This window comes from Pseudomonas fluorescens, from assembly GCF_019212185.1.
Lineage (GTDB): Bacteria > Pseudomonadota > Gammaproteobacteria > Pseudomonadales > Pseudomonadaceae > Aquipseudomonas.
Map to the genome: position 1 here is coordinate 4255171 of NZ_CP078138.1, position 25599 is coordinate 4280769.

Here is a 25599-nt window from a genome sequence, read left to right on the forward strand (position 1 = left end):
GATCATGTCCACCAGTCAACACACCGAGATGATCCTCAACCAGCCGAAAAGCCTGGTCGACCTCGACGTCGGCAAGCCCGCTCGATGGGGCAAGTGGCTGGTGCTCGCCGGCTTCGGCGGCTTCCTGCTGTGGTCATGGCTGGCGCCGCTGGATGCCGGCGTGGTCGCCACCGGTACGGTCAAGGTCACCAGTAATCGCAAGGCGGTGCAGCACCTGAGCGGCGGCACCGTCGAGGCGATCCTGGTGCGCGAAGGTGACGTGGTCAGCAAGGGCCAGGAGGTGGTGCGCCTCGACTCCCTGCGGGCGGTCGCCGAACGCGGAGCAGTCAGTGCCCAGTACATCGTCAGCAAGACCGTGGAGAATCGCCTCGAAGCCGAACGCGACGATCAGGCGGTGATCAACTTCGATCCCGATCTGCTGGAGCGCTTTGCCGGCGACCGCCGCCTGTTGTCCGCCATGGAGTTGCAACAGCGCCTGCTCGATACCCGGCGCGCCGGCCTGGCGGGCGAGATCAGCATCCTCGAGGAAAACCTCGCGGCCTCGGCGGTGCAACTCAAAGGCCTGCAGCAGGTGTACGGCGCCCGCGCCTCGCAGATCAATTTCCTCAACCAGGAACTGCAAGGCACGCGGATTCTTGCCGCCGAAGGTTACGTGCCACGTAACCGCCTGCTGGAACTGGAACGCAACAACGCCGAGTTGTCCGCAGGCCAGGCGGAGAACCTCAACAACATCGCCCGCACCCGCAGCCAGGCCACCGAAATCAAATTGCGCATCCTCCAGCGCCAGCACGACTACCTGAAGGAAGTCGAGTCGATGCTCACCGATACGGCCAAGGAAAACACCACCCTGACCGACCGCTTGCGTGCACTTGATTACGAAGTGACCCACACGGTGATTCGCTCGCCCATCGACGGCATGGTCCAGTCCCTGAGCATTGCCACGGTCGGCGGGATCATTCAGCCGGGCTTCAAGATCATGGAGATCGTGCCGGTCAACGAACCGCTGCAGGTCGACGCGATGATTCCGGTGCAGGCCATCGACAAGATGGTCCCGGGGCTGCCGGTGGATATTTCCTTCCCGGCCTTCAACCACGCACAGACGCCGAACATCCCCGGGCGGGTCAAGACCGTGTCCGCCGACCGCCTGCTCGATGAAGAGAGCAAGCAACCGTTCTACCTCGCCCAGGTGGAGGTGACTCCCGACGGCATGGGCCTGCTGGGCAGCAACCACATTCGCCCCGGCATGCCCGCCAGCGTCACCATCAAGACCGGTGAACGCAACCTGCTCAGCTACCTGCTCAAGCCGATGCTCGAACGCGTCGACAGTTCATTCAAGGAGCAATGACATGGCCCCTCGATGCCTGATTGCCTGCCTGCTGGGGCTGTCGCTGCCGGCCAGCGCCATGGACCTGAAGCAGGCCTGGGACCTGCTGCAGTACCAGGGCCCGGTGTACCGCGCCGCCGTGCATGAGAAAGAGGCCGGCGCGGAAAACCGCGCGATTGGTCTGGCCGGCCTGCTACCGCAGATCAGCGCTTCGGCCTACGACAACAAGGTCAACGGCACTCAGCGCCAGAACGGCATCGACCGCGACCTTGACTACGACTCCAAGGGCGCCAACGTGCGCCTGCGCCAACCGCTGTTCAACAAACAGAAAATGTCCGAGTACCGCCAGGGCAAGCAACGCGCCGACTACAGCGTCGCGGTGTTCGATGCCAAAAGCCAGGACGCCGCCGTGCGCCTGGCCGAGAGCTATTTCGACGTGCTGCTGGCCAGCGAAACCATTGCTCTGGCCAGGGCCAAGCTGAGTGCCTTCGATGAACAATTGGCCTCAGCCAAACGCCGCACCGAGCTGGGTGCCGGCACCATCACCGACATCGATGAGTCGGCGGCGCGACGTGACCTCGCCGAGGCCGAACTGATCGAAGCTCAGGACAACCTGATCAATGCGCGGCGCAAGCTGGAGGAGTACATCGGTGAAACCCCGGAATCGCTGACCACCCTGCAACCAGGCTTCATCACCCCGCCGCTGCTGCCAGCCAACCTGCAGGAGTGGCTGATCAAGGCCCAGGCCGACAGCCCGTTGATTCATGCGCGACGCTACAGCAGTGACCTGGCCGATGAGGAGGTCAAGCGTGCCAAGTCCGGGCACTGGCCGACCCTGGATTTCGTCGCCGGCTACACCGCGGGTGACAGTCAGTCGATCTCCGAACTCAATCAACGCAACCGCTACGGCTCGATTGGCCTGGAAGTGAACATCCCGCTGTACAGCGGCGGTGGGGTCAGCGCCCTGACGCGCCAGGCCAGCGCCAACAGCGCCAAGGCCAACGACGAGCTGGATGCCACGCGCCAGGAGGTCATCTCCGGCACCACCCGCGAGTTCAACGGGGTGCAGAGCGGGGCCAAGCGGGTGCGGGCGCTGGAGAAGGCCGTGGAGTCCAACGAACGGTCGTTGCTGTCGACCCGCAAGGGCTTCAAGGAAGGCGGCACCACCACCAACTCCGACGTGCTGAATGCCGAAGAATTGCTCTTCGTCGCCCGCCACGATCTGTTCGAGGCCAAGTTGCGCTACCTGATGTCACGCCTGCGCCTAGCGTCTTCGGTGGGCAGCCTGGGCGACGATGATATCGACCAGATCAACGATTACCTGGGGCCGGAATTGTTGGTGACCAATTGAGGTTTGGCTCGATGGTTGGTCATACGATCTGGCTGATGGACCCTTCGCGAGCAGGCTTGCTCCTGCAAAAGCCCCAGTTTCTGGCTGAGCGGGATTTTTCGCGCACCTGAAAACCTGTCAATTCAAACTATTTTTCAATCAAGAGTTCGCATCGGTTCACTTTTTGCCATGTGATCGATAACTGCGGATTTAGAGTGCTATACGGGAAGATTATGGGGATCAGAACCCAGTTATTGGGGAAGTTATCCCCATTAATGAGTGAAATTCCCCACTTCTTGTTATCAGCCGTGAAACACTCGGCTTATCCACGTTATAACTCATTGATCAATTTGCACTTTTTACCCCTCAAATAGTGGCTCATTAGTTGCTCGGTTTTCAGTACCCGCAACAGCTGGCGTCCCGAATCAGGAGACGGCGGGACCTCACGTGAGGGGTGACCCATGAAACGCTCGACGCAACGATTGCATTGCATCCACTTGCTGCGCAGGTCCGGCCTCTCCTGCGCCCTGCTGTTGACCCTCAACAGCGCCGAGGCCGCGCCGATCGACGACGTCAACCCGCCGCCTCCCACCGATCCCTCGGCCTATACCAATCTTCCCGCCGACCCCAAGGCCGCGCTGGACGCTTTGAAAACTCTGCCACCGACCAACCAGGGCGCGATTGCTCTGCCCAACGGTGTGTTCGGAACGCGCAACACGCCGCGCGCCGAAAACGTCCTGCCACCGAGCCAACAGACTTCGTTCAAAGTCCCCACCAACGGCAAGCCGAGCCCGTTGTTCGGCGCCCAGCCCTTCACCCAGCAACTGCTGTTGTTCGAAGAATTCGGCACGGAAAAACTCGACCCGACATTGCCGCCACCGCCCATCACCTTCCCCGTGCCATTGGCCGGCGTGGCGCCGCAACAGGACCCGGACAACATCGCCCGCAGCGGCCCGTCGAAGACTGCCCTGGAGAAATTCCTGCTGCAGCCTGGGCTGTACCCCTTCCCCTCGCAGTTCTCCAACGTGCTCGACCGCAACCCGTGGAAAGCGCAGATCGAAGCCTTCCTCAATCGCCATCCGGTGGGCTCGCCAGCCGAGGGTCGGCCGCCTGGAAAAGGCTGGTCCCATCAGCGCTGGAACGAGTTCTATCCGCAGACTGCGTTCAAGACCGCGCAAGCGGGTGCGCGGATCAACGGCGGTATCCGTGACCGGCGCCAGTTGCATAACTACGCGGTCGGCGAGTTCGGCCCCGGCGGGCTGTACTATCAAACCTCGGACATCCCGACCACCACCGGCACCACCAAGGGCATCGACACCCGTTTTCACCCCAACATGCCGATCCAGAACCACAAGGCGTTGTGGACCTTCGACGGCACCTTTCCGGTGAAACTGCTGATGGTGCGTTACGGCCAGCCGGTGCTGATGCGTCATTACAACGCACTGCCGATCGACCCGTCGGCCAACATGGGCTTCGGCCTGCACACCCTCAGCACCCACGAACACAACGGCCATAACCCGGCTGAAAGCGATGGCTACACCAATGCCTTTTTCTTTCCCGGGCAGTACTACGACTATCGCTGGCCAATGCAACTGGCCGGCTATGACACCATCAACACCAAGGCCGAAGACCCGCGTGCCGCGTTCCCCTGCGCCCCGGGCGAAACCCTGTGGGTCAACGACACCAGCCCGGGCCTGAAACCCTGCGTCAACGGCAGCATCAAGATCCGTGGCGACTGGCGCGAGACCATGAGCACCCACTGGTTCCACGACCACATGCTCGATTTCACCGCGCAGAACGTCTACAAGGGCAACGCGGTGATGATGAACTACTACAGCGCCCTCGACCGGGGCAACGAAGCGCTGGAGGACGGCGTCAACCTGCGCCTGCCCAGCGGCTCGGCCCTGCCCTGGGGCAACCGCGACTACGACGTCAACCTGATGATCGCCGACAAGGCCTGGGACAAGAACGGCCAGCTGTGGTTTAACCCGTTCAACACCGACGGCTTCCTCGGCGACCAGATCCTGGTCAACTGGCAGTACCAGCCACGCCTGAAAGTACGCGCACGCAGCTATCGTTTCCGCATTCTCAATGGCTCGGTGTCGCGCTACTTCAGGATCGCCCTGGTGCGGGAAATCGCCGGTAGCGGTGGCGAGTTTCCGGGGCCGGCGGGGTCCAACCTGTCCTATGCCCGCGTGCCGTTCCACCTGATTGCCAATGACGGCAACATCATGGAGCACGCCGTGCCATTCGACGGCAGCATGGACCTCGACGGTGACGGCGACCTGCAGGACCACAACGCCATCCTGCCAACCCAGGGCATCGCCGAGCGGATGGACATCATCGTCAACTTCGCGAAAAACGGCATCAGCGTCGGCGACAAGCTGTACTTCGTTAACCTGATGGAGCACCAGAACGGCAAGGGCCCGGAAGCCATACCGCTGAGCCTCGCCGATGTGCTGTCCGGCAAGTACAAAGCGGTGCTCAAGCTGGGCAGCAAAGGCCTGGAATGGGATCAGGGCGACCCGGTGGTGGGTAAATTCCTGCAACTGGTCGTGCAGCCTTACTCCGGTCAGGACGTCAGCATGAACCCGGCTGACTACGAGCCGGCGAAACCGGGCAAGCCGATGGGCAAGGTGATGATCCCGCTTACGCTCAACCGTGACGATCCGACGGTCCAGGCCAAGCTGCAACAGGCACGCCATCGCGAATTCATTTTCGGCCGCTCCGACGGCACCGATGAAGCGCCCTGGACCATCAAGACTGACGGCAGCATCGGTTACGCTGCTGACGCGCGGCGAATCGATGCCGCGGCGCAACTGGCCAACGGCCCGACCGATGCCGGTTACAGTGGCGACGGCACCCTGGAAGTGTGGAAAATCAGGAACGGCGGCAACGGCTGGAGCCATCCAGTGCACGTGCACTTTGAGGAAGGCATCATCCTCAACCGCGACGGCAAGGCGCCGCCGGAATGGGAAAAATGGGCGCGCAAGGACGTCTATCGCATCGGCGAAGGCATCGACAGTTCGGTGGACGTGGAAATAGCGATCCATTTCCGCGAGTTCGCCGGGACCTACATGGAGCACTGTCACAACACCCAGCACGAGGACACTTCGATGCTGCTGCGCTGGGATATCGAGCACCCAGGGCAGTTCCAGCTGATGCCCACTCCCCTGCCCGGATGGGACGGCGTCACCTATGTGAACTCGGCCGCGCTGCCGACCTTCCGCACCGGTGCCAGGGAGAGCAATCAGGGCAACAACCTGAAACCGGTGGCCAATGCCGACACCGCAGTCAGCAACAATGGCAAGGCGCTGACCATCAACGTCCTGGCCAATGACAGCGACCCTGACGGCAATGTACCGCTGAAAGTGGTGGGCCTGGCGCAACCGGATTCCGGCAAAGGCAAAGTCAGTACCGACGGTTTGCGGGTGGTCTACACGCCACCGGCGACGATCGCCGCGCCGTTTACCGCGAGCTTTACCTACCAGGCCAGCGATACCAAGGGAGCGGTGTCGGCGCAGGCCACGGTGAATGTGGCGGTATCACGCTGAGGAGGGGAGAGAAAACGGCAATGCTTCGCGGTGCCGGTCACGACCTGCACCGCGAAGCTCATCGACTTAACAGGCGCCTGCCAGTGTCTGCCCAGGCATGGCGGTGGAGCTTTGCTGATTGGCCCGTTGGGTCAATGCCAGCATCACCAGGAAGCCGAGGACAATCAGTACCGGGTAAGCCATCAACAATTCACTCAGGCTGTATTTCCAGGCCAGTGGACGTCCGACCCCGAGCATCGCGGCATACATCCAGGACACCGCCGACAGCGAGCCGCAAAACAACGCCAGCATCCGCGCACTGAACTCCAGCTTGAGCAGCGACCCGGCCTTCTGCAGCGCCGGCAGTACCTTGCTGTGCAACAACATGCCGTTGTAAGTCAGTAATAGAACAATAATCACCTTGGCTTGAAGTTTCGGATTCATGAAGTACTGAGTGCCTTTCTCCAGATAATCAATACCAATAATCGCCGCCCCGGTAACCCATAAGCCTATCAATGCAAAAACGACAGACTTCTGCAGACTTTCCATGTGCGCATTATCATGCTCGGTAAAAGTCTTTCGTTTTAACAAGTCCCTGACCATGGCGATATCGCTGGTCAGTACTAAGCCGAGGGCTACGCAACAAGCGAGCAAGTGCATATAAACAACACCCAGCCGGGCAAACTCAATGAACTCTTTATTTTCGAGCAGGCTCATAATTGTATTTATCGCCACGGTAAAATCTCCACCTAATTCGACAGTAAACAGGGCGTTTTAATGGGGGACCCTGTGAGAACTTACTGGTACAAGACACACCAAATCATCGACTTGGCACTGTTAAGTTCATTGATTCGGTTGGCAAATCAATGGTCGGGATGTTGCTCGGCTCCTGATTATCGGGTAAAAAAATCCTCATCTGCATGGGATGCATATGAGGTTGAATGTCCACTTCTGGTATTGCGTGTGCGAGAGCAGGTCGTGAATGACGTGCTGGATTATATGACGCACAAAACGTTCAGGTGTTCATTTTTTGAGCGGGTTACTGACCAGCGGTAGTTAGGTGTATATACACTTAAAGTTAAACGTTCCTGCAATCGCCCGAGATAGACATTCATGTCGCTGAAATAGCGATTAATGGATCCACTAGTTGGATCCATTATAGCGTTGACACCTGTAGCTGTGCCTGCACCTGCACATGAACCTGTGGGAGCGAGCCTGCTCGCAAAGAACCAGAGAACACCGCGTGTTTTCAGAATGCACGCGTTATCGTTGACGTTATTCGCGAGCAGGCTCGCTCCCACAGAAGATCGAGGTCTGCCTTCTAATCATTGCTGAACCGGCGCCGCACGACTGGCCTGAGCCTTCGCCGCATCCCGCGTCGTATTGGCTTGCGCCTTGGCCGCATCGCGCGTCGCATCTGCCTGGTTGCGGCTGGCGTCGCGAGCGGCATCAGCGGCGTTGCGCGCCGCGTCGCGAGCAGCGTCGGCATCGGCGCGGGAAACGCCGGCCGCCCTGGCGGCATTGCGATCCGCATCCGCCTGGGCACGGGCGGCATCGCGGGTGGCATCCGCATTGGCCCGGGTGGCATCGCGAGCGGCATCGGCATCATTGCGGGCTGCATCGCGAGCCGAATCAGCGGCGTTGTCGTTATCGGCCGCATCGTGATCACGGGCATTGCCTCGGCCACTGTTGCCGGCCAGACCGCCATGATCATCACCCGCTCCGTCATCACCACGGCTGCTGTGACCAACTCCGTCGCCGCTGTGACCACTGCCGCTACCACCGGAGCCGCCACTATTACCGGAGCCACCGCCGCCTGAGCCGCTTCCACCACCGGAACCGGAACCACCGTGACCACCGCCACCGGAACCGCCATTGCCGGAACCACCGCCACTGTGGCCGCCACCGTCACCGCCGTGGCCACTGCCGCCGGAACCACCATTACCGGAGCCACCGCCGCCGCCATGACCGCCACCACCGCTGCCGCCATCTCTGGCATACGCGCTGGAGAATCCACTGATCTGATCCGGCACCAGCACCGTCGATGCCGAAATCACCGCACCGATGGCCAACGCCAACACACATTTTCTGAGCAGCATGATGCACCTCCGTTGGGCCTTGCGACGTCATGACGCGCAAGGTCCCTTGAGTGTCCAGCCCCCCGTCGCAGCGGCCCAGCAAAGGCAACAGTAGCGGGTGACTGAGATTTACACGCGATCCTGCAAAACGGGTCTTTTTATTCGTGGGATATTTTCCCACGCACATCTCAGAGGGACAGAATACGCCCAAGTTCAATCAGCGGGGGAGTTTTTTTGCGATCGTGCCTGCAGGGCACAGCCCAGAGCGATGGCACGCGAACGGCGGTCAGTGGTGGGACAGGGATCCAGCGGGAGCGCTTCGATGGACCAGGCCGATCGAGTGATCGGCCTGGTGTTTTATTGCACAGCTAGCGGTTACTTGAAGCAGTACTCATAGAGGCAGGTCTGGAACCCATACTTGAGGTCGAACGTGCCGTCCAGCACGTTGTTCTGCTTCACGTATTGCTCCCAGGCCACCAGCATTTCCTGCATTTTCACCGGCTCCTTCGCGGCCAGGTCGCGGCTTTCGGTGGGGTCGCGCTTGAGGTCGTAGAGCTGCCACTAGTCGTAGCGCGCCTGCCAGGAGCTTTCGTTGGGCTTGATGAAGGCCACCGCCGACCAGTTCACCAGGTACGGCTGCGGCGCAAAGCCGTTGAGGGTCGGGAAGGTGCTGTCGCCGAGCATCCGCTGATAGCCGACGCCGGAACCGTGCCCGCCCTTGCGCAAGGTGGTCTAGGACAACCTCGCACAGCCCATCTCTGCGCGACCTCCATAACAATAAGGTTGGCCTCTCATGCACTACCCCCTCCCCCGCTGCACCTCCCTTTCACTCGGCGCCGCGCTGTTGCTCGCCGGCAGTACGACCCAGGTCCTGGCCACCGAAGGTGGCGTCTCGTCGTGGCCGCTGGGCATTGAAATCTATGGCATGGGTATCCTGCCGCCGATGGCAACCGTGGCCGTTCGTTTTCCATCGGTCCGGCGGTGCAATACGCCAGCCAGGGCGGCTGGTTATTCAGCGCCAAATGGCAGGATGAATCCGGCGTGCGCAACCGCGCGGATGGGCAGGCGTATTGGCTGAAGTTCACCTTGCCGCTTTGAGGTTTGCGGTTTACCTGGCTACTGCGTCGGCCCCCAAAATTGTGCATGCCTCAGCTCTCACAGGCGTGGTGTTCAGTCAACAGTATCTGGGGGCGGCCGGTGCTTTTCAGCCGCCGTTCAACGCCCGTAAATCAAGCCGACCGTCCTGCAGTGGCGGGCACCAGTAGTAGCCACCGGTGATCGGCCGGCTCATGCGGTACAGGCCGTCGACGATGCCGTCTTCCAGGCCGCTCATGCGTCGCAACTGGGCTTCGAAGGCGTTGAAGGAATGACCGAAGGCGGTGAACATCAGGCCGGCGCGGTCGCCTTCGATCCACGGCATCGAGCGGCGCACGATGAAGGCCTCGGGGCTGAAGCTTTCCTGGGCGGTGCGCTTGACGTGGGCCGAGAGCGGCGCGTCGTCGAGTTCTTCGTTGTCGCTTTTGCGCCGGCCCATGATGTGGTCCTGTTCCTCGGACGGCATCGCATTGAAACCTTTGAGGTCGTGCTGCCACTGCTGGATCGCGACGAAGCTGGCGCCGACTTCACCGTCCGCGCCTTCTGCCACCAAAGCAGCCGCCACCGCTGCATCATCATGAGGATTTTCGGTGCCGTCTTCATAGCCGGTCAGGTCGTGCCCGGTCATGTGGCGGAAGGTTTCATTCATTTGCACCAGGCGCAATGCCGGGGCCAGCGCGGCCTCAATCGCCTGGCTGCGATTGAGCAGCTCGCCGCGGTCCTCACCGTGCAGCCACAGCCACAGCGCGTGCTGGGTCGAAGGGTTTTCCACACCCACGCCGATCATCGCCGGGAACGGACGCAGGCCGGCGATTTTCGCCCCCAGCGCATTGACCAGCGACTTGCCAAAGCCCACCACCGCCGACTTGCCGTCGACCCATTGCACCAGTTGATCGAGTGCCGCCGGCAGGGCTTCTACCGATTCAAGGGCAAAAAACAGGTGCCGCGCCTGGGACGGAACGGGGGTCGCGAGGATGCCGGGCTGGTAGTTACTCATGGGAACTCCTTGGGAAAGGCGGGAATTCTACTACGCCAAGTAAGGAATTGTGACTAGTGCGCGGGTATTTGCGCCTCGCCTCGGTAGGCACTCGGGCTTTGGCCAGTCCAGCGCTTGAATGCTCGCCGGAAACTGCGCACGTCGCTGTAGCCGACTTCCTCGGTGATGCGCTCGATGGACATCTCCGGGTTGGCCAGCAGGCTCATGGTCCGCGCCTGGCGCACCTGCTCCAGCAGCGCCTCGAAGGTCAGGGCGTGCTCGGTCAGGCGACGGCGCAAGGTGCGACCACTCATGTTCAGGTCGCCGGCAATTTTTTCCAGGTGACTGCCACGGGTCAGGTCGCGGGAAATGGCGCGTTCGACGGCCTGGATCAAGTCCAGTTTCTGATGCACCTGGGCACCTTCCAGCTCCAGCAGCTTGACCGCCTGGCGCAGCGCCAGTGAATGATGATTGGGCAGGCACACATCCAGCCAGTGCGCCTCCAGCACCAGCCGATTGTGCAGGCAGCCGAAGCGCACATCGGCGCCGAGCAGGCGATGATACTGCGCCACGTAGTCCGGCGCGGCGTGCATGAATTCGACCCGCAGGCAGTGAAAATCGGCACCCACCAGCGCGCGACCATAAACCAGCAGACTGGTGAAAAACTCCTCCACGGCAAACTGCTGCACGTCGGCAAACGGCAAGCGACATTCAGCGTCGACATACACCTGACCGGGCACTTCCTGCACGCTGGAAACCACTATCCCGCCCGTGGTGTGCTGATGGCGAATACCCAGTTCAAAGGCATCGCGCAGGGTCTTGCACAGCGACAACACGTGCCCCAGCAAACCGAGGGTGCCCAACACATTCTGATTACCGACCCACAGCCCGAGCCCCTGGTTGGGGATGACCTTGAGCGCACGCTGGATCATCGCCACCGCCTGACGGTAAGAAATCCGCTGCGCGGGATCGTCGAGGTCGTCAAGGGTAAATCCCAGGCCACGGCACAGGCTGTGGGGGTCGATGCCTTTGTCAGCAACCACTTCAGCCAGGGTTTGCAGCAAAAAGGGAGACACCAGCGCCAGTTCGTAATGGGGATCGATGACTTTGATAGGCATGACGACGGTTCCGCACCTGTTCTTATTTTTGTAACCGGTTATGTCAGCAAACGTTAGCACGCCTGGCCGCCTGACTGCCAACCTGCTGCCAATGCCGCCGGCCAGGTGCCACGGCGGGCCACAGGCTGTCCGCAGAAGTCCGCTCTGTGTCCGCCAATACCCTGCCCCGGCAAGCGCCGAGCGCTTATTTCTATAGCAAGGCCTGCGTGAAGGTCGACGGTGCCTCCAACCACAAGAACAAGAGCCCAGACATGAACCTGAACCCTGTGTTTTCTCCCCTGCGCCTGGCCGCCAGCGTGGCCCTATTGGCGAGTGTCTGTGCCACGGCCCAGGCTACCGAATCCGGGGTCGACAATATCGGTCCCGGCACCGATGGCTTCTTCATGCTGCCACTGGACGTCAACAGCCTTCCGGACAACATGGTTGCGTTCAACCTCTACTACAACTACTACAAGGCCCGGGAGCTGAATATCAGCTCATTGGGCGGCAAGGTGCCGGGGGTGGAGATCAAGTCCGAGGCGGTGATTCCGCGCCTGGACTATCTCAGCCCGTTGCGTATCGCCGGTGGTCGCCTGGGGTTCTATATCGCGCAGCCGTGGATCAAACAGGAAGTGCAGGCTTTCGGACTTTCCGATGACCGCGAAAGCATGGGCGACACCACGGTGGCGCCGATCATCCTGTGGGATATGGGAAAAAACCTGACGCTGGGCGCAGCGGTGGAAATCACCATTCCCACCGGCGAGTACGACGCGACCCGCCTGGCCAATACCAGTAACAACTTCTACACCTACAAACCGCTGTTTTCCTTCACCTGGCTGCCCAGCGCAAGAACCGAGCTGTCGGTCAAGACCACCTACAGTTTCAATCAGGAAAACCACGACACCGACTATCGTTCGGGGCAGATTTTCCACTTCGATTATTCCGCCAGCTACAAGGTCACCGACAACCTGAACCTCGGCCTCAACGGTTACTACCTGAAGCAGACCACCGACGATAAACAGTTCGGCAGGACCGTGCAGTTCAACGGCCAGGATGTCAACGACGGGGTGCGCGGCGAAGTGTTCGCCATCGGGCCGGCGCTGTATTTCACCTTTCTCAAGTACGCCAGCGCCGAGCTGCGCTGGGCCAAGGAGTTTGACGTAGAGAACCGTCCGGAAGGCCAGATGCTCTGGGCCAAGGTCAGTATTCCCTACGCCTTTTGATGCGCAGGTTCAGGGCTTGAGCGGCCATTCCTGATCCAGATCAGACAGTTCCCGGCTGTCGTCATGCTTCCAGGTTTGCGGCGGCGGATTTTCTTCCGGTCGGGCCTCGTCCGGCGTCTGCTCGTCGCCCTGCTCGCGTGGTTGTTCTTTTGCCATTGCGCCTTCTCCTGAAGTGAATGTGTACCTTGAAGAATAGAGCACGCCGGGGATGGCGGCCGGCGAAGTTGCGCACGACTGCTATAGTTAACCGTTGGGGATTCGCGCAGGTCAGGCAGAAGGTGGTGCGATGAAAAACACTGGAACGCTGTTGCTATTGTTGCTCTGTCTGCCCGCCGCCGCCGATGATCTCAACGGCCCCCAAGGGCCGCTGTTCATCAACTCCGAAACCCAAACGCTGTACTCCACGCCGGCCAAGTCGTTTAACGATACAGCGCCGCAGGATTTTGAGCTGATCTCCGACTCCCACAGCTTCAACAACTCGCAATTGCCCAGGGTAGGCGACACCCGGCCGCAATTGCTGCGCCGCACCTACAACCCGGAACTGGGGGTCTACGTCGACAACAGTGTGCCAATCGGACGCTGCCCCAACAACTGCGAGCCTGTCGACAGCGATGCCGAGAGCCAGGCACCCGCAACCGAATGACGCTTTACCACTGGCGTTTGTCGGGTCTTTCCAGGCCCAGCTTTTCGATGCGATAGCGCAACATGTCGCGACTCAACCCCAGCAGGCGTGCCGATTTGGTAACGTTCCAGTCGGTCTTGTCGAGCATCTTGCGCACCATGTCCCGCTCCACTTCCGGCAGGTTCATGCTGTCGCTGCCATTGAATGCCGGCCGCGGCTCGTTGAATGATGAGGACTCGAACTGGGGCAGGGATTCTTCCACCAGGCTGTGGCAGACGTTCAACTGTGCCGCACCGACACTGTCGTGAGGCGCCAGCAGCACGGTCTGTTCCAGCATATTGCGCAACTCACGCACATTGCCCGGCCAACTGTAGCTGAGCAGCAGTTCTTCGGCCTGGGGGCTGAAATACAGGTTCGGCTTGCCGTAGCGCTTGCCGTGCAGGCTGAGGAAATGCCGGGCCAGCAACAGCACGTCGTCGACCCGCGCATACAGACGCGGCACCTTGATCGAAATGATCCGCAGACGGAAGAACAGGTCCCGACGAAACTTGCCCTGTTGCACCATCTGTTCAAGGTTGCAATTGGTTGCGCTGATGATCCGCAGGTCGACCTTGCGCTCTTTCACCGAGCCGACGCGGCGGATGGTTCGGTCCTCGAGCAACTTGAGCAGCTTGGCCTGGAGCAGCAGGTCCATTTCCCCGACTTCATCGAGAAACAGGGTGCCGCCATCAGCCGCTTCCACCAGGCCCAGGCGGCGGTCCTTGGCATCAGTGAACGCGCCCTTTTCGTGACCGAACAATTCCGATTCCAGCAGATTGGACGGAATCGACGCACAGTTGAACTCGACGAACGGCCCTTTGCTGCGCGGACCGTCGAAATGCAGGGCTCGCGCCACCAGTTCTTTGCCGGTACCGGTCTCGCCTTCCACCAATACGGGTGGCAGGTCGGAGTTGGACATCCGGCGCTCGGCATCGAGCAACTGACAGATGGTATTTTTCAGCTCCAGCATCGGTCCGGACTCGCCGATCAGTGCCTGCACCCCGGATTTCTGCGCCTCGCGCTCCTGATAGAACGACAGCGTGCGTTCCATCCGCTCTGTCGCCAGCGCCTTGTCCAGCAACAACTTGAGCTCCGGCAACGCGACAGGCTTGGTCACGTAGTGAAACGCACCCTCCTTCATCGCCGTGACCGCGTCCTCGACGTTGCCATAACCGGTCATCATGATCACTTTCAGATCCGGCGCGCTGACGCGCAGCTTCTGGATCAGGTCGTGACCACTCATGCCCGGCAACGAGTTGTCCGTCAACACCGCATCGGGAGCGAAGGTACTCAATTGTTCCAGCGCCTCTTCGGCGCTGTGACAGACGGTCACCTCGAATCCCTTGCGCTCCAGATAGGTCTGGATGTTTTCGGCGAGCAACTCGTCGTCCTCAACCAGCAGTATGCTGTGCTCCATATTCCCCTCCCGCAGCCACTTTAAAGGTCAGACATACACGGGTTCCTTCCTGCTCCTGGCTGGTCAGTTCGACCGAACCCTCAAAGCGCTCCATTATTCGCTTGACCAACGCCAGGCCAACCCCGAGGCCGCCCTGTTTGGTGGTAAAAAAAGGTTTGAAAACCATCTGTTCCTGCTGCTTGCTCATGCCTTTGCCGGTGTCGGTGAGGGTCATCTGCAAGCGCCCGTCTTCTATCTGCGCGATATCGAGGCTGAGCACGCCGCCCTTGGGCATGGCCTCCAGGGCATTGGCGAACAGGCTGTTGAGAATCTGCGTCAGCAGCACCCGCTGGCTGACCACTGACGGATAACTGCCCGGGGTAAAACGCACCTCGACATTCGAACGCTTGATCAGCGCATCGAAGGCACTCAGGGTGTCATCCAGGGCCAGCACCAGGTCGACGGCTTCGTGATCGTCATGCATTGGCCGCAGGGACACCAGCAGCTCGCGGACCCAACGCGACATACGGTCGACCTGGCTGATGATGTCGCCAATGTTCTTCTGTGCCGGCGCACTGGCGACATCCTGGGCCAGTTCGGCGCTGGAGCGAATGGTCGCCAGCGGGTTGCGCAGGCTGTGAGCCACCGCCGAGGACATCTCCCCCAGCGCGACAAAGGTTTCGTTGGTCACCAATTGCTGTTGCTGGGTCTGCAGCAACAGCGCGGCGCGGCGCACAATCCAGTACAGACCCAGATAAATCAGCAAGCCACCGAAAATCGTCGCCACCCAGATCGCGGTAAAGCCACGCCGGATGCGCTCCACCAGGTCGGCCGGTTCCTTGTAAATCTCGACCATGGCGATGACCTTGGTCTGGTCGGCGTTGAACATCGGGATGTAGTTTTCGATGAACAGGTACTTGGGCTCGCGCAGCAGGCGTTGTTCCGGCTTTTCATCATCGATTTCGTGGTAACTGGAGGACACCGGCACCTTCATGGCGAAGGATTCGTCGAGTTCATCATCGTCCTCAATGCGCACCCCGATCAGGTCCGGATTGGTTGACCAGACCACGGTGCGGTCCAGTGCATAGACGGTGGCCAGCAAAATATCCGGCAGGTGCTCGACATGATCGAGAAATTCGTTACGCGCCGCGGCCCGCGACAACGGGTCGACATCGGGATAGGCGTAGTCCTGGCGCGGGTCAAGCAACTCGCCCATGGCCCGGGCTTCGCTGATCGAGGCGTGACGCCGTTCGGCGGCGCCGATGGCCTGAATGAACTGGGCAGTGAGCAAGGCATCGCGCTCGATGCTTTCGGTGACCACGAAGCGCGTCGAGACATACCCCAGGCCCAGCGCCACCGCGGCGATGATGAAAAAACTGGCGAGGGAAAACCAGCGCAGCAGATTGAACTGCCCGCCCCAGCCCTTGCGCTCGCCCGATGGAAAGGCTTGCTCAGGTATTTTTGTGGTTTCCAGCGTCTGCATAAGAGACGTTCCTGATTGCAATCCGGTTGTATAACTATGCGGTTAATACATCACACCAGTGTAGAAGCCATTGGCCAAAACAGCAGACCAATGATGTTATTAAGCCGCTACTGCGTAAGACTGATCTCCGGTGGCATCGGCCCCGGTCGATGGCCGTGTTCCTCGCTGTTGACCACCGGTGTGCCGAGCGCTTGCTGGCGTTCGGTTTCGTCCTGGAGAAAACGCAGGATGGCCACGGTCGCGTTGTCGTCCAGGCGCAGGTTGGGCATCGAGATGCGGTCATATTGCTCATACAATTTCAGTGCCAGCGGATCTTTCTCGGCGAGCATGCGGTCCGGTTCCTTGATCCAGCGCCGCAGCCAGACCGGATCGCGCTGCTGAGTCACACCGATCAGATCCGGGCCGATGTTGCGCATGCCGATCCCCTGGCCATCCTGCGGGCCGAGGCTGTGGCAGGAGGCGCAGCGCGTGCGGAACAGTTCCTCGCCATTGCTCGGCGGTCGCAGCACCGGCGCGTCGGCATAGCTTTCCTCGTTGCTAGCCTGCTTCCAGTTCTGCAAGGTATTGGCCAATTGATCGGCGAGAATCCATGGATTTTCGAAAGGCGAGGCCTTCATCCAGCGCCCGCTGGCCTGGTTGCCGACGATCAGGCTGAGGTTGTGGTCCTTGGTGCGGCCGTTGTCGACACCCTCGATGAACAGCCCCAGCTTGCGCCGCAGATCGGCGATTTCCTGGATGTCCCCGGTGAGAAATTGCCAGCCCGGGCCGACCTTGAATTTTTCCGCGTACTGCTTGAGCACGGCGGGCGTATCACTCAATGGGTCGATGCTGATGGAGTAGAAGAACACGTCCTTGCCGACCCGATCGCCTAACAGGTTCTGCACCTGGCGCAAGCGCGCGGTTTCCAGCGGGCAGGAATCCCCACAACCGGTGAAGATGAAGTTGATCACCACCACCTTGCCCTTGATCAGGTCATCGAAGAAACGCAAGTTCTGACCGTCCTGATTGGTCAGCACCGTATTGGGAAAATAGTCGGCGCCCCACGGCGTTGCAGTGGCTTCGGCCGGGGTCGCCTGCTCGCCGGCCCAAAGCCCCCCGCCACTCAACAGGCAGGCCACGGCGGTCAGGATCAACAGACTCGTGCGGGGGCTTGGGCGTATCATGGTCGGCTCCTCGACAGGTTATTTTTTCACAGCCACTTGTGGGCCCTTGCCGTCACCGCTGCGGAAGGTCGGCAGCGCGGCAGAGTTCACATAGCGCACGCCATCCCAGCTTGGCAGCGGCGTTGGCATCAACTGGAATTGCCCGGGGTGTTCGATGTCCCAACGCAGCAGCATCGAGTTGTCCTCGTGCTGGGTGTTGTGACAGTGCTCCATGTAGGTCCCGGCAAATTCGCGGAAGTTGATCGCCATTTCGACGCTGTCCAGCCCATCGGCTTCCGAACCGATGCGATAGACGTCCTTGCGTGCCCACTTCTCCCACTCTGGCGGCGCCTTGCCACCGCGGCTGAGAATGATGCCCTCCTCGAAGTGCACGTGAACCGGATGGCTCCAGCCCTTGCCGCCAGCCTTGATATTCCACACCTCAAGGGTACCGAAACCGTTGACCCCGGCATCGGTGGGGCCACTGGCCAACTGCGTCGAAGCGTTGAGCCGGCGCGGATCCATGTGGTAGCCGAAGCCGCCATCGGTTTTCACCGTCCAGGGTGCTTCATCGGTGCCGTCGGAGCGGCCGAAGATGAACGTGCGGTGCCGGGCGTTGGCCAGCAGGGCCTGGTCAGCCGGGTTGTCGCGGTGGATCTTCAGCGGGATCATCACCTTGCCCTCGGCCTTGCCGGGCTTGGCCGGTTCGTAGGCCGCCGGATCCATGGCCAAGTCTTGCCCAGTGTAGGCCTTGACGTTGAGCTGCAGGACTTTACCCACCGCCGGATCGCCCTTGTCCCACTGCGGACCCTTGCTGGTCTGTTTGATCACTGCCAGGTATTTTTCAGACAGCACGTCGCCCAGGGGGATGACCTCTTTCGGCCCCTTGCCGTCGTCCTGGGCCTGCAGGTTGACCACAAACAGTTTGTCGCCTGGCTTGACGCCGTTTTTCGCGAAGTTGACGATGATGTCGAAGCGTTCAGCGATGCCCTGGGTCGGCAGGATCGCGTTGTGATTCTGCTTATCGCCATCGGCGTCGAGGTCCATGCTGCCGTCGAACGGCACGCTGTGCTCCATGATGTTGCCGTCGTTGGCAATCATGTGGAACGGTACGCGGCTGTAGGACAGGCCGGAATTTTTCGGCCCCTGGAACTCGCCACTGCTGCCCTTGATTTCGCGCACGATCGCCAGCTTGAAGTAGCGCGACACCGAGCCATTGAGGATACGGAAGCGGTAACTGCGCGCCCGCACGTCCAGGGTCGGTTTGTATTGCCAGTTGACCAGCACCTGGTCGCCGATAAAGCCATCGGTATTGAACGGGTTGAACCACAGTTGGCCGTTCTGATCCCACGCCTTGTCAGCAAACAACAGGTTAATGTCGTAGTCGCGGTTCCCCCATGCCAGGGCGTTGCCGCTGGGGAATCGCAGGTTGACGCCGTCGTCCACCGACTCGTTGCCACGGTCCAGGGCGCTGTAGTAATTCATCATCGCCGCGTTGCCCTTGTAGACGTTCTGCGCGGTGAAATCGAGCATGTGGTCGTGGAACCAGTGGGTGCTCATGGTCTCGCGATAGTCGCCACGAATCTTGATGGTGCCGTGGTCGCAGGTCTTGCGCCCGGGGTTGGCGTCGTTGACCCACAGGGTCTCGCCCGGCGAGCAGGGAAACGCCGCGCGCGGGTCCTGGGCGCTGGTGTTGATGCTGTCATAGCCGGCCAACTGCACCGGCCAGCGGTAGTCGTAGTACTGCCCGGGGAAAAAGAACGAGTTGGCATAGCCGTCACTTTCGGCCGGGTTGTGGCCGTTGTGCTCATGGGTGGAAATGGTGTGCAGGCCGAATCCGGCGTTGGCCGAGGGATCGATCGGCAAGCCGTTGTAGTGGCGCATCATCACCGGCTGGCCATAGCGCACCATCAGCAGCTTGGGCGGCAGGGTGCCATCGAACGTCCACACCGAGTTGTGGTTCTGCGCCGGCATATTGGGGTGAATCCGCGGGTCGACGCCTTTGGAAGTGCCATTGGTCGCGGGAACGCCGGCAACGTTGTGGTACAGCCCGCCAGGGCCGAACTCGCCCAACGCGTAGCCGTGCATTTGCCGCGCATCACGCAAGCCGCGATTGACCCGGATCCCGGTTTGCACGGTCTTGTAGGCCGCCTGCGGGTAAAACTCGTTCCAGCGCTGGTGTGACCAGCCTTTTCCCGGCGGCCGGCCCTCGGCGGAGGAGCCAATGTGGCGGTTGAGGAAATACTCGATCTGCGCCTGCCAGGGGTTGCGGTCGACCGTGTTCGACACCTGGCTGGGGAACGGCGTCAGGCCGGGCTGACGCAGAAAGGCGTCCAGTTCGGCACTGGGCGGCCCACTGCGAGCTGCGCTGACGGGGTCCTGCTCCGGTGCCGGGCCGATGGCCGCCACCGGAAAGCCCAAGGGTGCGGCCGGCGTGGTGGGATCGAGTTTTTCCGGGCCGAATTCTTCGAACAGCAGCAACTGCTGGGTAAACGGCAACGCACCGAACAACGGGCTGGGCTTGCCATTGGTGGGGTAGTTGAAACTGGTCTGCGCCGCCGGCGGCAGCACGTTTTCCACCCGCAGATCGGTCTTGGTGCCTTTGACGTAGTTGGGCAAATCGAAGGAATCTTCGTTGGCCTCTGGCATGGTCAGGATACTGCTGAGGGCCGCCGGTTCGTCGGACGGCTCGTCCTGATAGGCCGAGGGGTCAGACGCTTCGGGCTGGTTTTCGTCATCGATGGGGCTGGCCTGAAGCTCGAAGGAACCCACAGCCAACGCCACGCAGACGCTCAACGGCGTCAGCAGGCCAATCCACTTGAACGGGTGCCGCGTATTTCTAGTCATTGCCAACCACCTCGAGTTTTTTGGAGAGGTAATGGCTATGAGCAATTACCTCGCCACACTGGAGATGGCATCTCGCGAAAGTATTAACCCTTAAAAAAACAAGATGTTACAAAATATGTCAAAACATCACAGGTGGGAAAAACCGGGGAATGACACCCGCTTGCGGGGAAAGTTCACACCCGATCACCGGGGACAGCCTTGAAGTTCAAGCGCACCGAGGTGCCCTCGCCTTCGTGACTGTCGAGGCTCACGCTGCCAGAAAAACGCTCCATGATGCGTTTGACCAGCACCAGTCCCACCCCCAGCCCGCCTTGTTTGGTGGTGAAAAATGGACGAAAGGCCATGCTGCGCTGTTCCTCGTTCATGCCCTTGCCGGTATCGCTGATCACCACACTCACCCGCTGCCCTTCCTCCGCCTGCACACTGATGCCAAGCGTGCCATCACGGCCCATGGCTTCCAGCGCATTGGCGATCAGGCTGTTGAGTATTTGCGTGAGTTGCACCTGCTGACTGAGGACCATGGGGGTGATCTGCGGAGTGAACAGCACCTGGGTTCGGGACCGGGTGATCTGCTGTTCGAACGCCGCCAGGCTGTCCTGGATAGTCGCCACCAGATTCACCGCCTCGGCATCGTCGGTCAGCGGGCGCAGGGACTGCAGCAGCTCGCGCACCCACTTCGACATGCGATCGACCTGGGCAATGATGTCGTTGATATTTTTATGTGCCGCCCCGTCGTCGAACTCCAGCGCCAGTTCGGCACTGGAGCGAATGGTCGCCAACGGGTTGCGCAGGCTGTGGGCCACCGCCGAGGACATTTCCCCCAGCGCCACAAAGGTTTCGTTGGTCACCAACTGGCGCTGCTGTTGCGCCAGCAGCATGGCCGCGCGCCGCACGATCCAGTACAGGCCGAGGTAGATCAGCCCGCCCCCCAGCGCGGTGGCCAGCCAGATCATCACCAACCCGCGCTCGATCCGATTGATCAGGTCCTTGGGTTCCTTATAGATCTCGACCATCGCCGAGACGCTCTTGCCATCGACATCGAACAGCGGGATGTAATTTTCGATGAACAGAAAATCCGGCGGATTGAGGAATTTCTGCTCCAGGCGCGTGCGATCCACGTCGTGATAACTGGCCGAGACCGGCACCTTGTTATCGAAGGCGTAGTCGAGGTCTTCATCGGTATGAATCCGCGTGCCGATCAGCTCCGGATTGGTCGACCAGATCACCGTGCGATCGGGGGCGTAAATGTTCGCCAGCAGCACATCGGGCAAGTGCGCGACATGATCGAGGAATTCGCCCCTGGCCGCGGCACGGGCCAATGGATCAACGTCGGGAAATTGATGGTCCTGACGCGGGTCGAGCAATTCACCCATGGTCCGCACGTTGGCAATCGACACATGCCGCACTTCGGCCGAAGCAATCGCCTGAATGAATTGCGCGGTCAGCAGTGCATCGCGCTGGACGCTTTCGGTGATCACAAAACGCGTGGAAACCGCACCGAGGCCAACCGCCACGGTTCCGATGATTCCCAGGCTGACGAAGGAGAACCACCGCAACAGATTGAAGGTCACCTGTGGCGACCCCGAGGCGGCGTCCTGGTTTTTTTGCCGGCCGAGTTTTATGGGCATATTCATCCAGTTGGCTTCCGGCTCCGGGCTCCGGCACCCGTATATGGGTTATAGCGCACTGCCATGTTTTTGCTCGGTGGCGGGCGATGTTTAGCCGCTAAACCACCCACCCCCCGCATCCCCGCCCCCCCAAACCTGGGGGTAAACGCCCTCCCCGCTTGACCACCGGACACCCCAATCTTTCGCTTAAACCGCTCTGGCACGGTCATCACAGGGCTTTTTCAGGCTGTTGGCATGGGAGTTGCCGAAGACCCTGTAACTCGAACTGAGCCACTGAGTCCATCCCCACCGGTTTGCCGCCGGTGGATCTGGCCAGGTCTCCAGGAGCTTGCCATGAAACCGTTGACCCTCACCGCGCTCTGCCTGTCGTTGCTCCTGAACCTGCCGGGTTCAGGAGCATGGGCCGACGACCTGATGGACAACGACGACCTGGCAGCCGCCACCGATCTGGGTGAACTGCCACCACCGGTTGGCCAGCAAGCGCTGATCAACCAGAACGGCATGAGCAACCAGGCCGGCATTCAACAGAGCGGCCAGTCACTGCTGGGCAACATCGTCCAGTCGGGAAGTAATCAGGAGGCCTGGATTCTGCAGCAGGGCAACGACCTGATGGCCTTGATTACGCAACAGGGCTACGGCAACGCGGCCTCGATCACCCAGACCGGCAGCAGCAACCGGGCACAGATTTCACAAAACGGTAGCAACAACAACGCAAGCATCGATCAGGCCGGTACGGGGCTGCAAAGCGCCGTGACGCAGTCGGGCAACGGTATGAGCGTTTCGGTTCAGCAGTATCGCTAGACCAGGCACCAATCCCTTAGGAGGTAATACCATGTTCTCTTTGAAACCCCTCAGCGCCGCGATTCTGATCGTCCTCAGCGCCCAGGCAATGGCCGCCAACAGCATTTCCAACCAGACTCAGGACGGTACGGAAAACATCGCCGATGTCCTGCAGATCCAGGCTTCGGCCAGCACCACCACCCAGAACCAGACCGGCACGGGCAACGATGTGGCCGCCAAGCAGCAACTGGCCAGCAGTACCATCGAGCAAACCCAGAACGGCGACTACAACGCCAGCTATGCCGAACAGATCGACGACAACAACAGCACCATCAGCGTGACCCAGGAAGGCAGCTTCAACTCCGCCCATGCCAGCCAGTCAATCGGCGGCGGGGGCAACGAAGCCGTGCAGGAACAGAACGGCAGCGGCAACCTCTCGTTCGTCTATCAGGAACGTCAATCGGACAGCAAGGGCACGACCCAGCAGCTCGGCGACTATAACGAAGCGAATATCGAACAGCTGGAGGACGGCGGCGCCCGGAACAGTGCCCTGGTGATCCAGACCGGTAACGGCAACTATGGCACCAGCGAGCACATCAATCACCAGGACGGCCAGATCGAGATCCGTCAGACCGGCGATAACAACTATGCCTACAGCGACCAGCGCTATGGCAGCGGCAGCAAATCGAACGTCAACCAGAACGGTGAGGGTCACGGCGTTGAAGTCTGGCAAGAGGGGCAGACCAACAGCCAGTCCACGATCAATCAATACGGCGTCGCCAACGAAACCGGGATCGACCAGAGCTTTGGTGAAAACAACACCGCCCTGGTGGGCCAATCCGGTGACACCAACGCCGTGTATGCCGACCAGTACGAGGCCAACCAGGCGAAACTGTCGATCTACCAGGATGGCACCTCCAACCTGCATTACACCTACCAGACCGGTGACAACCAGACCCTCAACGTGTCGTCCGTGGGCCAGGACAACAAGGTCTACGCCAGCAACTGGAAAGGCCCGCAGTTGGGTGGCCAGTTCGGCAGCAACCAAACGGCCAATATCAATCAATCGGGTAACGGCAACACCGCCAACTTCACCCAGAAAGACAGCGGCCATGTGCTGAACCTGAACCAGCATCTGGACGGCAACACCGCCACCGTGGTCCAGGCCGATACCAACAACGAACTGTGGTTCGACCAGAACGGCACCGACAACATCCTCATCGCCGACCAGCGCGGCACCGGCAACCTGGCGCAAGGCACCACCGAAGGTACCCGCAACAAAGTCGAGCTCGACCAGTCGGGCGGCGACAACCAGGCCTACACCACCCAGCTGTACGGTGAAGACAACACCATCACCATCACCCAGACCGACAACCTCAACCTGGCCTACGTGACCCAGGGCGGCAACAACAACAGCGCCACCATCAACCAGAGCGGCAATTCGCAATACAGCAACGTGCAACAGACCGGCGACGGCAACAAAGCCAATGTGGTGCAACAGTAAGGAGGAGGATGCTTGCGTTGCATCGAAGGGTTGAAACGGAAAAACCTGCGAGGGGGGAGCTTCGCAGGTTTTTTTGTTTTTGTTTTAGCCGGACTTGCGTTTCTTCATCGGCGGTTTGGTCTTCGCCACCTCCTGCAAAAACACCTCAGTCGGCAATTCAAACCCGCGTAGCTTGAGCAACTCCAGCGGCCCGGTACCCAGTTCGGTGCGTAAATTCCACCTGGGCCACCAACTTCGGATCGGTCTCGAGGCGCCACTCCGGATGGGCTGGCAGTTGCTCGGCGTAGAACTTCCAGAGCTCGGGCGTCAGCGCTTGCCAGAGGCCGGTCGAGATGCCGTCGCGCTCGGTTTCGGCGGCAATGAGGGTCTTGGCGAGAAAGGCGCTTAAGCCTTGAGCTGATCGTAGGCCTGGGCCGAGAGTCTGGTGCGTTACGGGCTGTCAGCCGGCAGCTTGATCAGGCGATTCAGCGCGGCTTGCAGGTTGGCCGCCGCCGGGTCGCCCTGCTCCGCCGTTTATTGGCGGCACACCTCGGACGCCACTCTCACCCCGCATGCTGCTTGCGATACTCCCCCGGCGCGATGCCGAACCTGGACTTGAACGCCGTGGAAAAATGGCTGGAGTCGGAGAAGCCCCATGAATAGCCCAGCACCGAGAGCTTTTGCTCGCTGGATGATTTGCGCAGGGACTCGGCACACAGGTCGAGGCGGCGATTCTTGATGTAGCGCGCAACCACCAGACCTTTTCTGGAGAAGATCCGGTACAGCCCGCGCACTGACATGCCGACTTCCCTGGCCAGCCATTCGGGGCACAACTCCTCGGACTGGATGTGCCGGTCGATGCACTCCAGGGTCTTGCGAAACACCCGCTCGTGGACGTCGTTGCTGTCATCGGCCGCGCAGAGCGCCGGGCGTAGCAGGCTGATGATCGCCTCCAGGGTCGCTTCGCTTTCCTGCAGGGTCAGGTTGTCCTGGCGCGTCGCCTCCAGGATCAGTTGCCGCGACAGCCGGGCCAGCGGCGTGGTGCCGGCGATGCGCCGGGCGCAGGCCACCGGGTTGAACTGCAGGGCCTGACGCAGCGCTTCCGATGGCAGGATCAGCGACAACTGTCGGGAGTTACCGGTGTAGGTGAAGTCGCTGGGCCGGGAAGCGTCGATCAGGGTGATGTCGCCGGTTCGCAGCAGCGCTTTGCTGTCGCCCTGGGCCATGTCGGCTTCGCCGTCGAGCTGGAACACGGCGAAGAATTTGCTGCCCTCGCCTGCGGCGATTTGCGCCGGGGTGCGGAACAACCTTGCCTGACAGGCATCGACCACGCTGAGTTTCAGCGCACCACTCTGGTAGGGGCGAATCTGTCCACTGAAGCCGCCGCCCAATGTTTGTGCATCGAAGGCGCCGCAGACTTGATTGATCTGATGGATCCACTGCTCGAATCCATCAGCACGCTGTGCACTTGAAGGCATCATTTCCAGACCTCACGCAGGCTTGTTTTTATTGTCTACGCCAGT

General features: G+C 60.7%; 20 protein-coding genes and 1 pseudogene. 9 read left to right on the plus strand and 12 right to left on the minus strand.

Annotated features, from left to right (window positions below; genetic code table 11):
• Nucleotides 1-4: 4 nt before the first annotated feature.
• The 3 genes from KW062_RS18875 (at nucleotide 5) to KW062_RS18885 (ending at nucleotide 6208) form a co-directional block, all read left to right on the plus strand.
• Nucleotides 5-1345: an HlyD family type I secretion periplasmic adaptor subunit gene (locus KW062_RS18875; protein WP_105754949.1), complete on the plus strand. Its 1341-nt coding sequence runs from the start codon at nucleotides 5-7 to the stop codon at nucleotides 1343-1345.
• 1 nt (nucleotide 1346) lies between these two features.
• Complete coding sequence (locus tag KW062_RS18880; RefSeq protein ID WP_027616108.1) at nucleotides 1347-2675, plus strand: TolC family outer membrane protein; 1329 nt, start codon at nucleotides 1347-1349, stop codon at nucleotides 2673-2675.
• Nucleotides 2676-3115: 440 nt separating this feature from the next.
• Nucleotides 3116-6208: an Ig-like domain-containing protein gene (locus KW062_RS18885; protein ID WP_256350818.1), complete on the plus strand. Its 3093-nt coding sequence runs from the start codon at nucleotides 3116-3118 to the stop codon at nucleotides 6206-6208.
• A 66-nt stretch (nucleotides 6209-6274) separates the two neighbouring features.
• Here the strand turns inward: KW062_RS18885 and KW062_RS18890 are convergent, their stop codons facing one another.
• The 3 genes and pseudogenes from KW062_RS18890 to KW062_RS18905 all read right to left on the minus strand — a co-directional run.
• Nucleotides 6275-6922 (minus strand): hypothetical protein, encoded by a 648-nt coding sequence (locus KW062_RS18890; protein WP_027616107.1) that lies wholly within the window; start codon nucleotides 6920-6922, stop codon nucleotides 6275-6277.
• Between the two features lie 590 nt (nucleotides 6923-7512).
• Complete coding sequence (locus tag KW062_RS18895) at nucleotides 7513-8286, minus strand: hypothetical protein (protein ID WP_158261862.1); 774 nt, start codon at nucleotides 8284-8286, stop codon at nucleotides 7513-7515.
• A gap of 543 nt (nucleotides 8287-8829) precedes the next feature.
• A pseudogene (locus KW062_RS18905) lies at nucleotides 8830-8997 on the minus strand (OprD family outer membrane porin); the annotation flags it as partial.
• A gap of 249 nt (nucleotides 8998-9246) precedes the next feature.
• Between KW062_RS18905 and KW062_RS18910 the strand changes: the two are divergent.
• Complete coding sequence (locus KW062_RS18910) at nucleotides 9247-9363, plus strand: hypothetical protein (RefSeq protein WP_371321422.1); 117 nt, start codon at nucleotides 9247-9249, stop codon at nucleotides 9361-9363.
• A 106-nt stretch (nucleotides 9364-9469) separates the two neighbouring features.
• Here the strand turns inward: KW062_RS18910 and KW062_RS18915 are convergent, their stop codons facing one another.
• Entirely contained in the window at nucleotides 9470-10357 is an 888-nt protein-coding gene (locus KW062_RS18915; RefSeq protein ID WP_105756074.1) for a Dyp-type peroxidase, read from the minus strand.
• A 53-nt stretch (nucleotides 10358-10410) separates the two neighbouring features.
• Complete coding sequence (locus KW062_RS18920) at nucleotides 10411-11454, minus strand: AraC family transcriptional regulator (RefSeq protein ID WP_105756075.1); 1044 nt, start codon at nucleotides 11452-11454, stop codon at nucleotides 10411-10413.
• 251 nt (nucleotides 11455-11705) lie between these two features.
• On the opposite strand from KW062_RS18920, the gene KW062_RS18925 reads away from it, so the two are divergent.
• Nucleotides 11706-12656, plus strand: a complete 951-nt coding sequence (locus KW062_RS18925; protein ID WP_027616103.1) for a SphA family protein — start codon at nucleotides 11706-11708, stop codon at nucleotides 12654-12656.
• Between the two features lie 9 nt (nucleotides 12657-12665).
• Here KW062_RS18925 and KW062_RS18930 read toward each other — a convergent pair whose 3' ends face one another.
• Complete coding sequence (locus KW062_RS18930) at nucleotides 12666-12812, minus strand: hypothetical protein (protein ID WP_177433293.1); 147 nt, start codon at nucleotides 12810-12812, stop codon at nucleotides 12666-12668.
• Nucleotides 12813-12942: 130 nt separating this feature from the next.
• Between KW062_RS18930 and KW062_RS18935 the strand changes: the two genes are divergently transcribed.
• Nucleotides 12943-13299: a hypothetical protein gene (locus KW062_RS18935; RefSeq protein WP_105756076.1), complete on the plus strand. Its 357-nt coding sequence runs from the start codon at nucleotides 12943-12945 to the stop codon at nucleotides 13297-13299.
• Between the two features lie 4 nt (nucleotides 13300-13303).
• Here the strand turns inward: KW062_RS18935 and KW062_RS18940 are convergent, their stop codons facing one another.
• From KW062_RS18940 to KW062_RS18960, 5 genes are all read right to left on the minus strand, one after another.
• The gene (locus KW062_RS18940; protein ID WP_027616102.1) at nucleotides 13304-14734 is read right to left on the minus strand and encodes a sigma-54-dependent transcriptional regulator; all 1431 of its coding nucleotides are present in this window, start codon (nucleotides 14732-14734) and stop codon (nucleotides 13304-13306) included.
• Complete coding sequence (locus KW062_RS18945; protein WP_027616101.1) at nucleotides 14709-16196, minus strand: sensor histidine kinase; 1488 nt, start codon at nucleotides 16194-16196, stop codon at nucleotides 14709-14711. Before KW062_RS18945 ends, KW062_RS18940 begins: the two co-directional genes overlap by 26 nt.
• Nucleotides 16197-16303: 107 nt before the next feature.
• Nucleotides 16304-17359, minus strand: a complete 1056-nt coding sequence (locus tag KW062_RS18950) for an SCO family protein (protein WP_105756077.1) — start codon at nucleotides 17357-17359, stop codon at nucleotides 16304-16306.
• 18 nt (nucleotides 17360-17377) lie between these two features.
• Nucleotides 17378-20185 carry a multicopper oxidase domain-containing protein gene (locus tag KW062_RS18955; RefSeq protein ID WP_105756078.1) on the minus strand — a complete coding sequence of 936 codons (2808 nt, stop codon included), beginning with the start codon at nucleotides 20183-20185 and terminating at the stop codon, nucleotides 17378-17380.
• Nucleotides 20186-20358: 173 nt separating this feature from the next.
• A complete protein-coding gene (locus KW062_RS18960) occupies nucleotides 20359-21813 on the minus strand; it encodes a sensor histidine kinase (RefSeq protein ID WP_371321458.1) in 1455 nt (484 codons plus the stop codon).
• 333 nt (nucleotides 21814-22146) lie between these two features.
• Here KW062_RS18960 and KW062_RS18965 point away from each other — a divergent pair, with 333 nt between their 5' ends.
• From KW062_RS18965 to KW062_RS18975, 3 genes are all read left to right on the plus strand, one after another.
• A complete protein-coding gene (locus tag KW062_RS18965; protein ID WP_027616098.1) occupies nucleotides 22147-22614 on the plus strand; it encodes a curlin in 468 nt (155 codons plus the stop codon).
• 31 nt (nucleotides 22615-22645) lie between these two features.
• Nucleotides 22646-24097 (plus strand): curlin, encoded by a 1452-nt coding sequence (locus KW062_RS18970; RefSeq protein ID WP_027616097.1) that lies wholly within the window; start codon nucleotides 22646-22648, stop codon nucleotides 24095-24097.
• A 205-nt stretch (nucleotides 24098-24302) separates the two neighbouring features.
• Entirely contained in the window at nucleotides 24303-24485 is a 183-nt protein-coding gene (locus tag KW062_RS18975) for a hypothetical protein (protein ID WP_105756002.1), read from the plus strand.
• Between the two features lie 154 nt (nucleotides 24486-24639).
• Here KW062_RS18975 and feaR read toward each other — a convergent pair whose 3' ends face one another.
• Nucleotides 24640-25557: a transcriptional regulator FeaR gene (gene feaR / locus KW062_RS18980; RefSeq protein ID WP_027616095.1), complete on the minus strand. Its 918-nt coding sequence runs from the start codon at nucleotides 25555-25557 to the stop codon at nucleotides 24640-24642.
• Between the last annotated feature and the right edge of the window lie 42 nt (nucleotides 25558-25599).

Coding starts and splice junctions, on each gene's coding strand:
- KW062_RS18955 (WP_105756078.1), bottom strand. CDS start 20,185: ATGACTAGAAATACGCGGCACCCGTTCAAGTGGATTGGCCTGCTGACG.
- KW062_RS18885 (WP_256350818.1), top strand. CDS start 3,116: ATGAAACGCTCGACGCAACGATTGCATTGCATCCACTTGCTGCGCAGG.
- feaR (WP_027616095.1), bottom strand. CDS start 25,557: ATGATGCCTTCAAGTGCACAGCGTGCTGATGGATTCGAGCAGTGGATC.
- KW062_RS18895 (WP_158261862.1), bottom strand. CDS start 8,286: ATGCTGCTCAGAAAATGTGTGTTGGCGTTGGCCATCGGTGCGGTGATT.
- KW062_RS18935 (WP_105756076.1), top strand. CDS start 12,943: ATGAAAAACACTGGAACGCTGTTGCTATTGTTGCTCTGTCTGCCCGCC.
- KW062_RS18965 (WP_027616098.1), top strand. CDS start 22,147: ATGAAACCGTTGACCCTCACCGCGCTCTGCCTGTCGTTGCTCCTGAAC.
- KW062_RS18945 (WP_027616101.1), bottom strand. CDS start 16,196: ATGCAGACGCTGGAAACCACAAAAATACCTGAGCAAGCCTTTCCATCG.
- KW062_RS18950 (WP_105756077.1), bottom strand. CDS start 17,359: ATGATACGCCCAAGCCCCCGCACGAGTCTGTTGATCCTGACCGCCGTG.
- KW062_RS18920 (WP_105756075.1), bottom strand. CDS start 11,454: ATGCCTATCAAAGTCATCGATCCCCATTACGAACTGGCGCTGGTGTCT.
- KW062_RS18940 (WP_027616102.1), bottom strand. CDS start 14,734: ATGGAGCACAGCATACTGCTGGTTGAGGACGACGAGTTGCTCGCCGAA.
- KW062_RS18925 (WP_027616103.1), top strand. CDS start 11,706: ATGAACCTGAACCCTGTGTTTTCTCCCCTGCGCCTGGCCGCCAGCGTG.
- KW062_RS18960 (WP_371321458.1), bottom strand. CDS start 21,813: ATGCCCATAAAACTCGGCCGGCAAAAAAACCAGGACGCCGCCTCGGGG.
- KW062_RS18880 (WP_027616108.1), top strand. CDS start 1,347: ATGGCCCCTCGATGCCTGATTGCCTGCCTGCTGGGGCTGTCGCTGCCG.
- KW062_RS18970 (WP_027616097.1), top strand. CDS start 22,646: ATGTTCTCTTTGAAACCCCTCAGCGCCGCGATTCTGATCGTCCTCAGC.
- KW062_RS18875 (WP_105754949.1), top strand. CDS start 5: ATGTCCACCAGTCAACACACCGAGATGATCCTCAACCAGCCGAAAAGC.
- KW062_RS18930 (WP_177433293.1), bottom strand. CDS start 12,812: ATGGCAAAAGAACAACCACGCGAGCAGGGCGACGAGCAGACGCCGGAC.
- KW062_RS18915 (WP_105756074.1), bottom strand. CDS start 10,357: ATGAGTAACTACCAGCCCGGCATCCTCGCGACCCCCGTTCCGTCCCAG.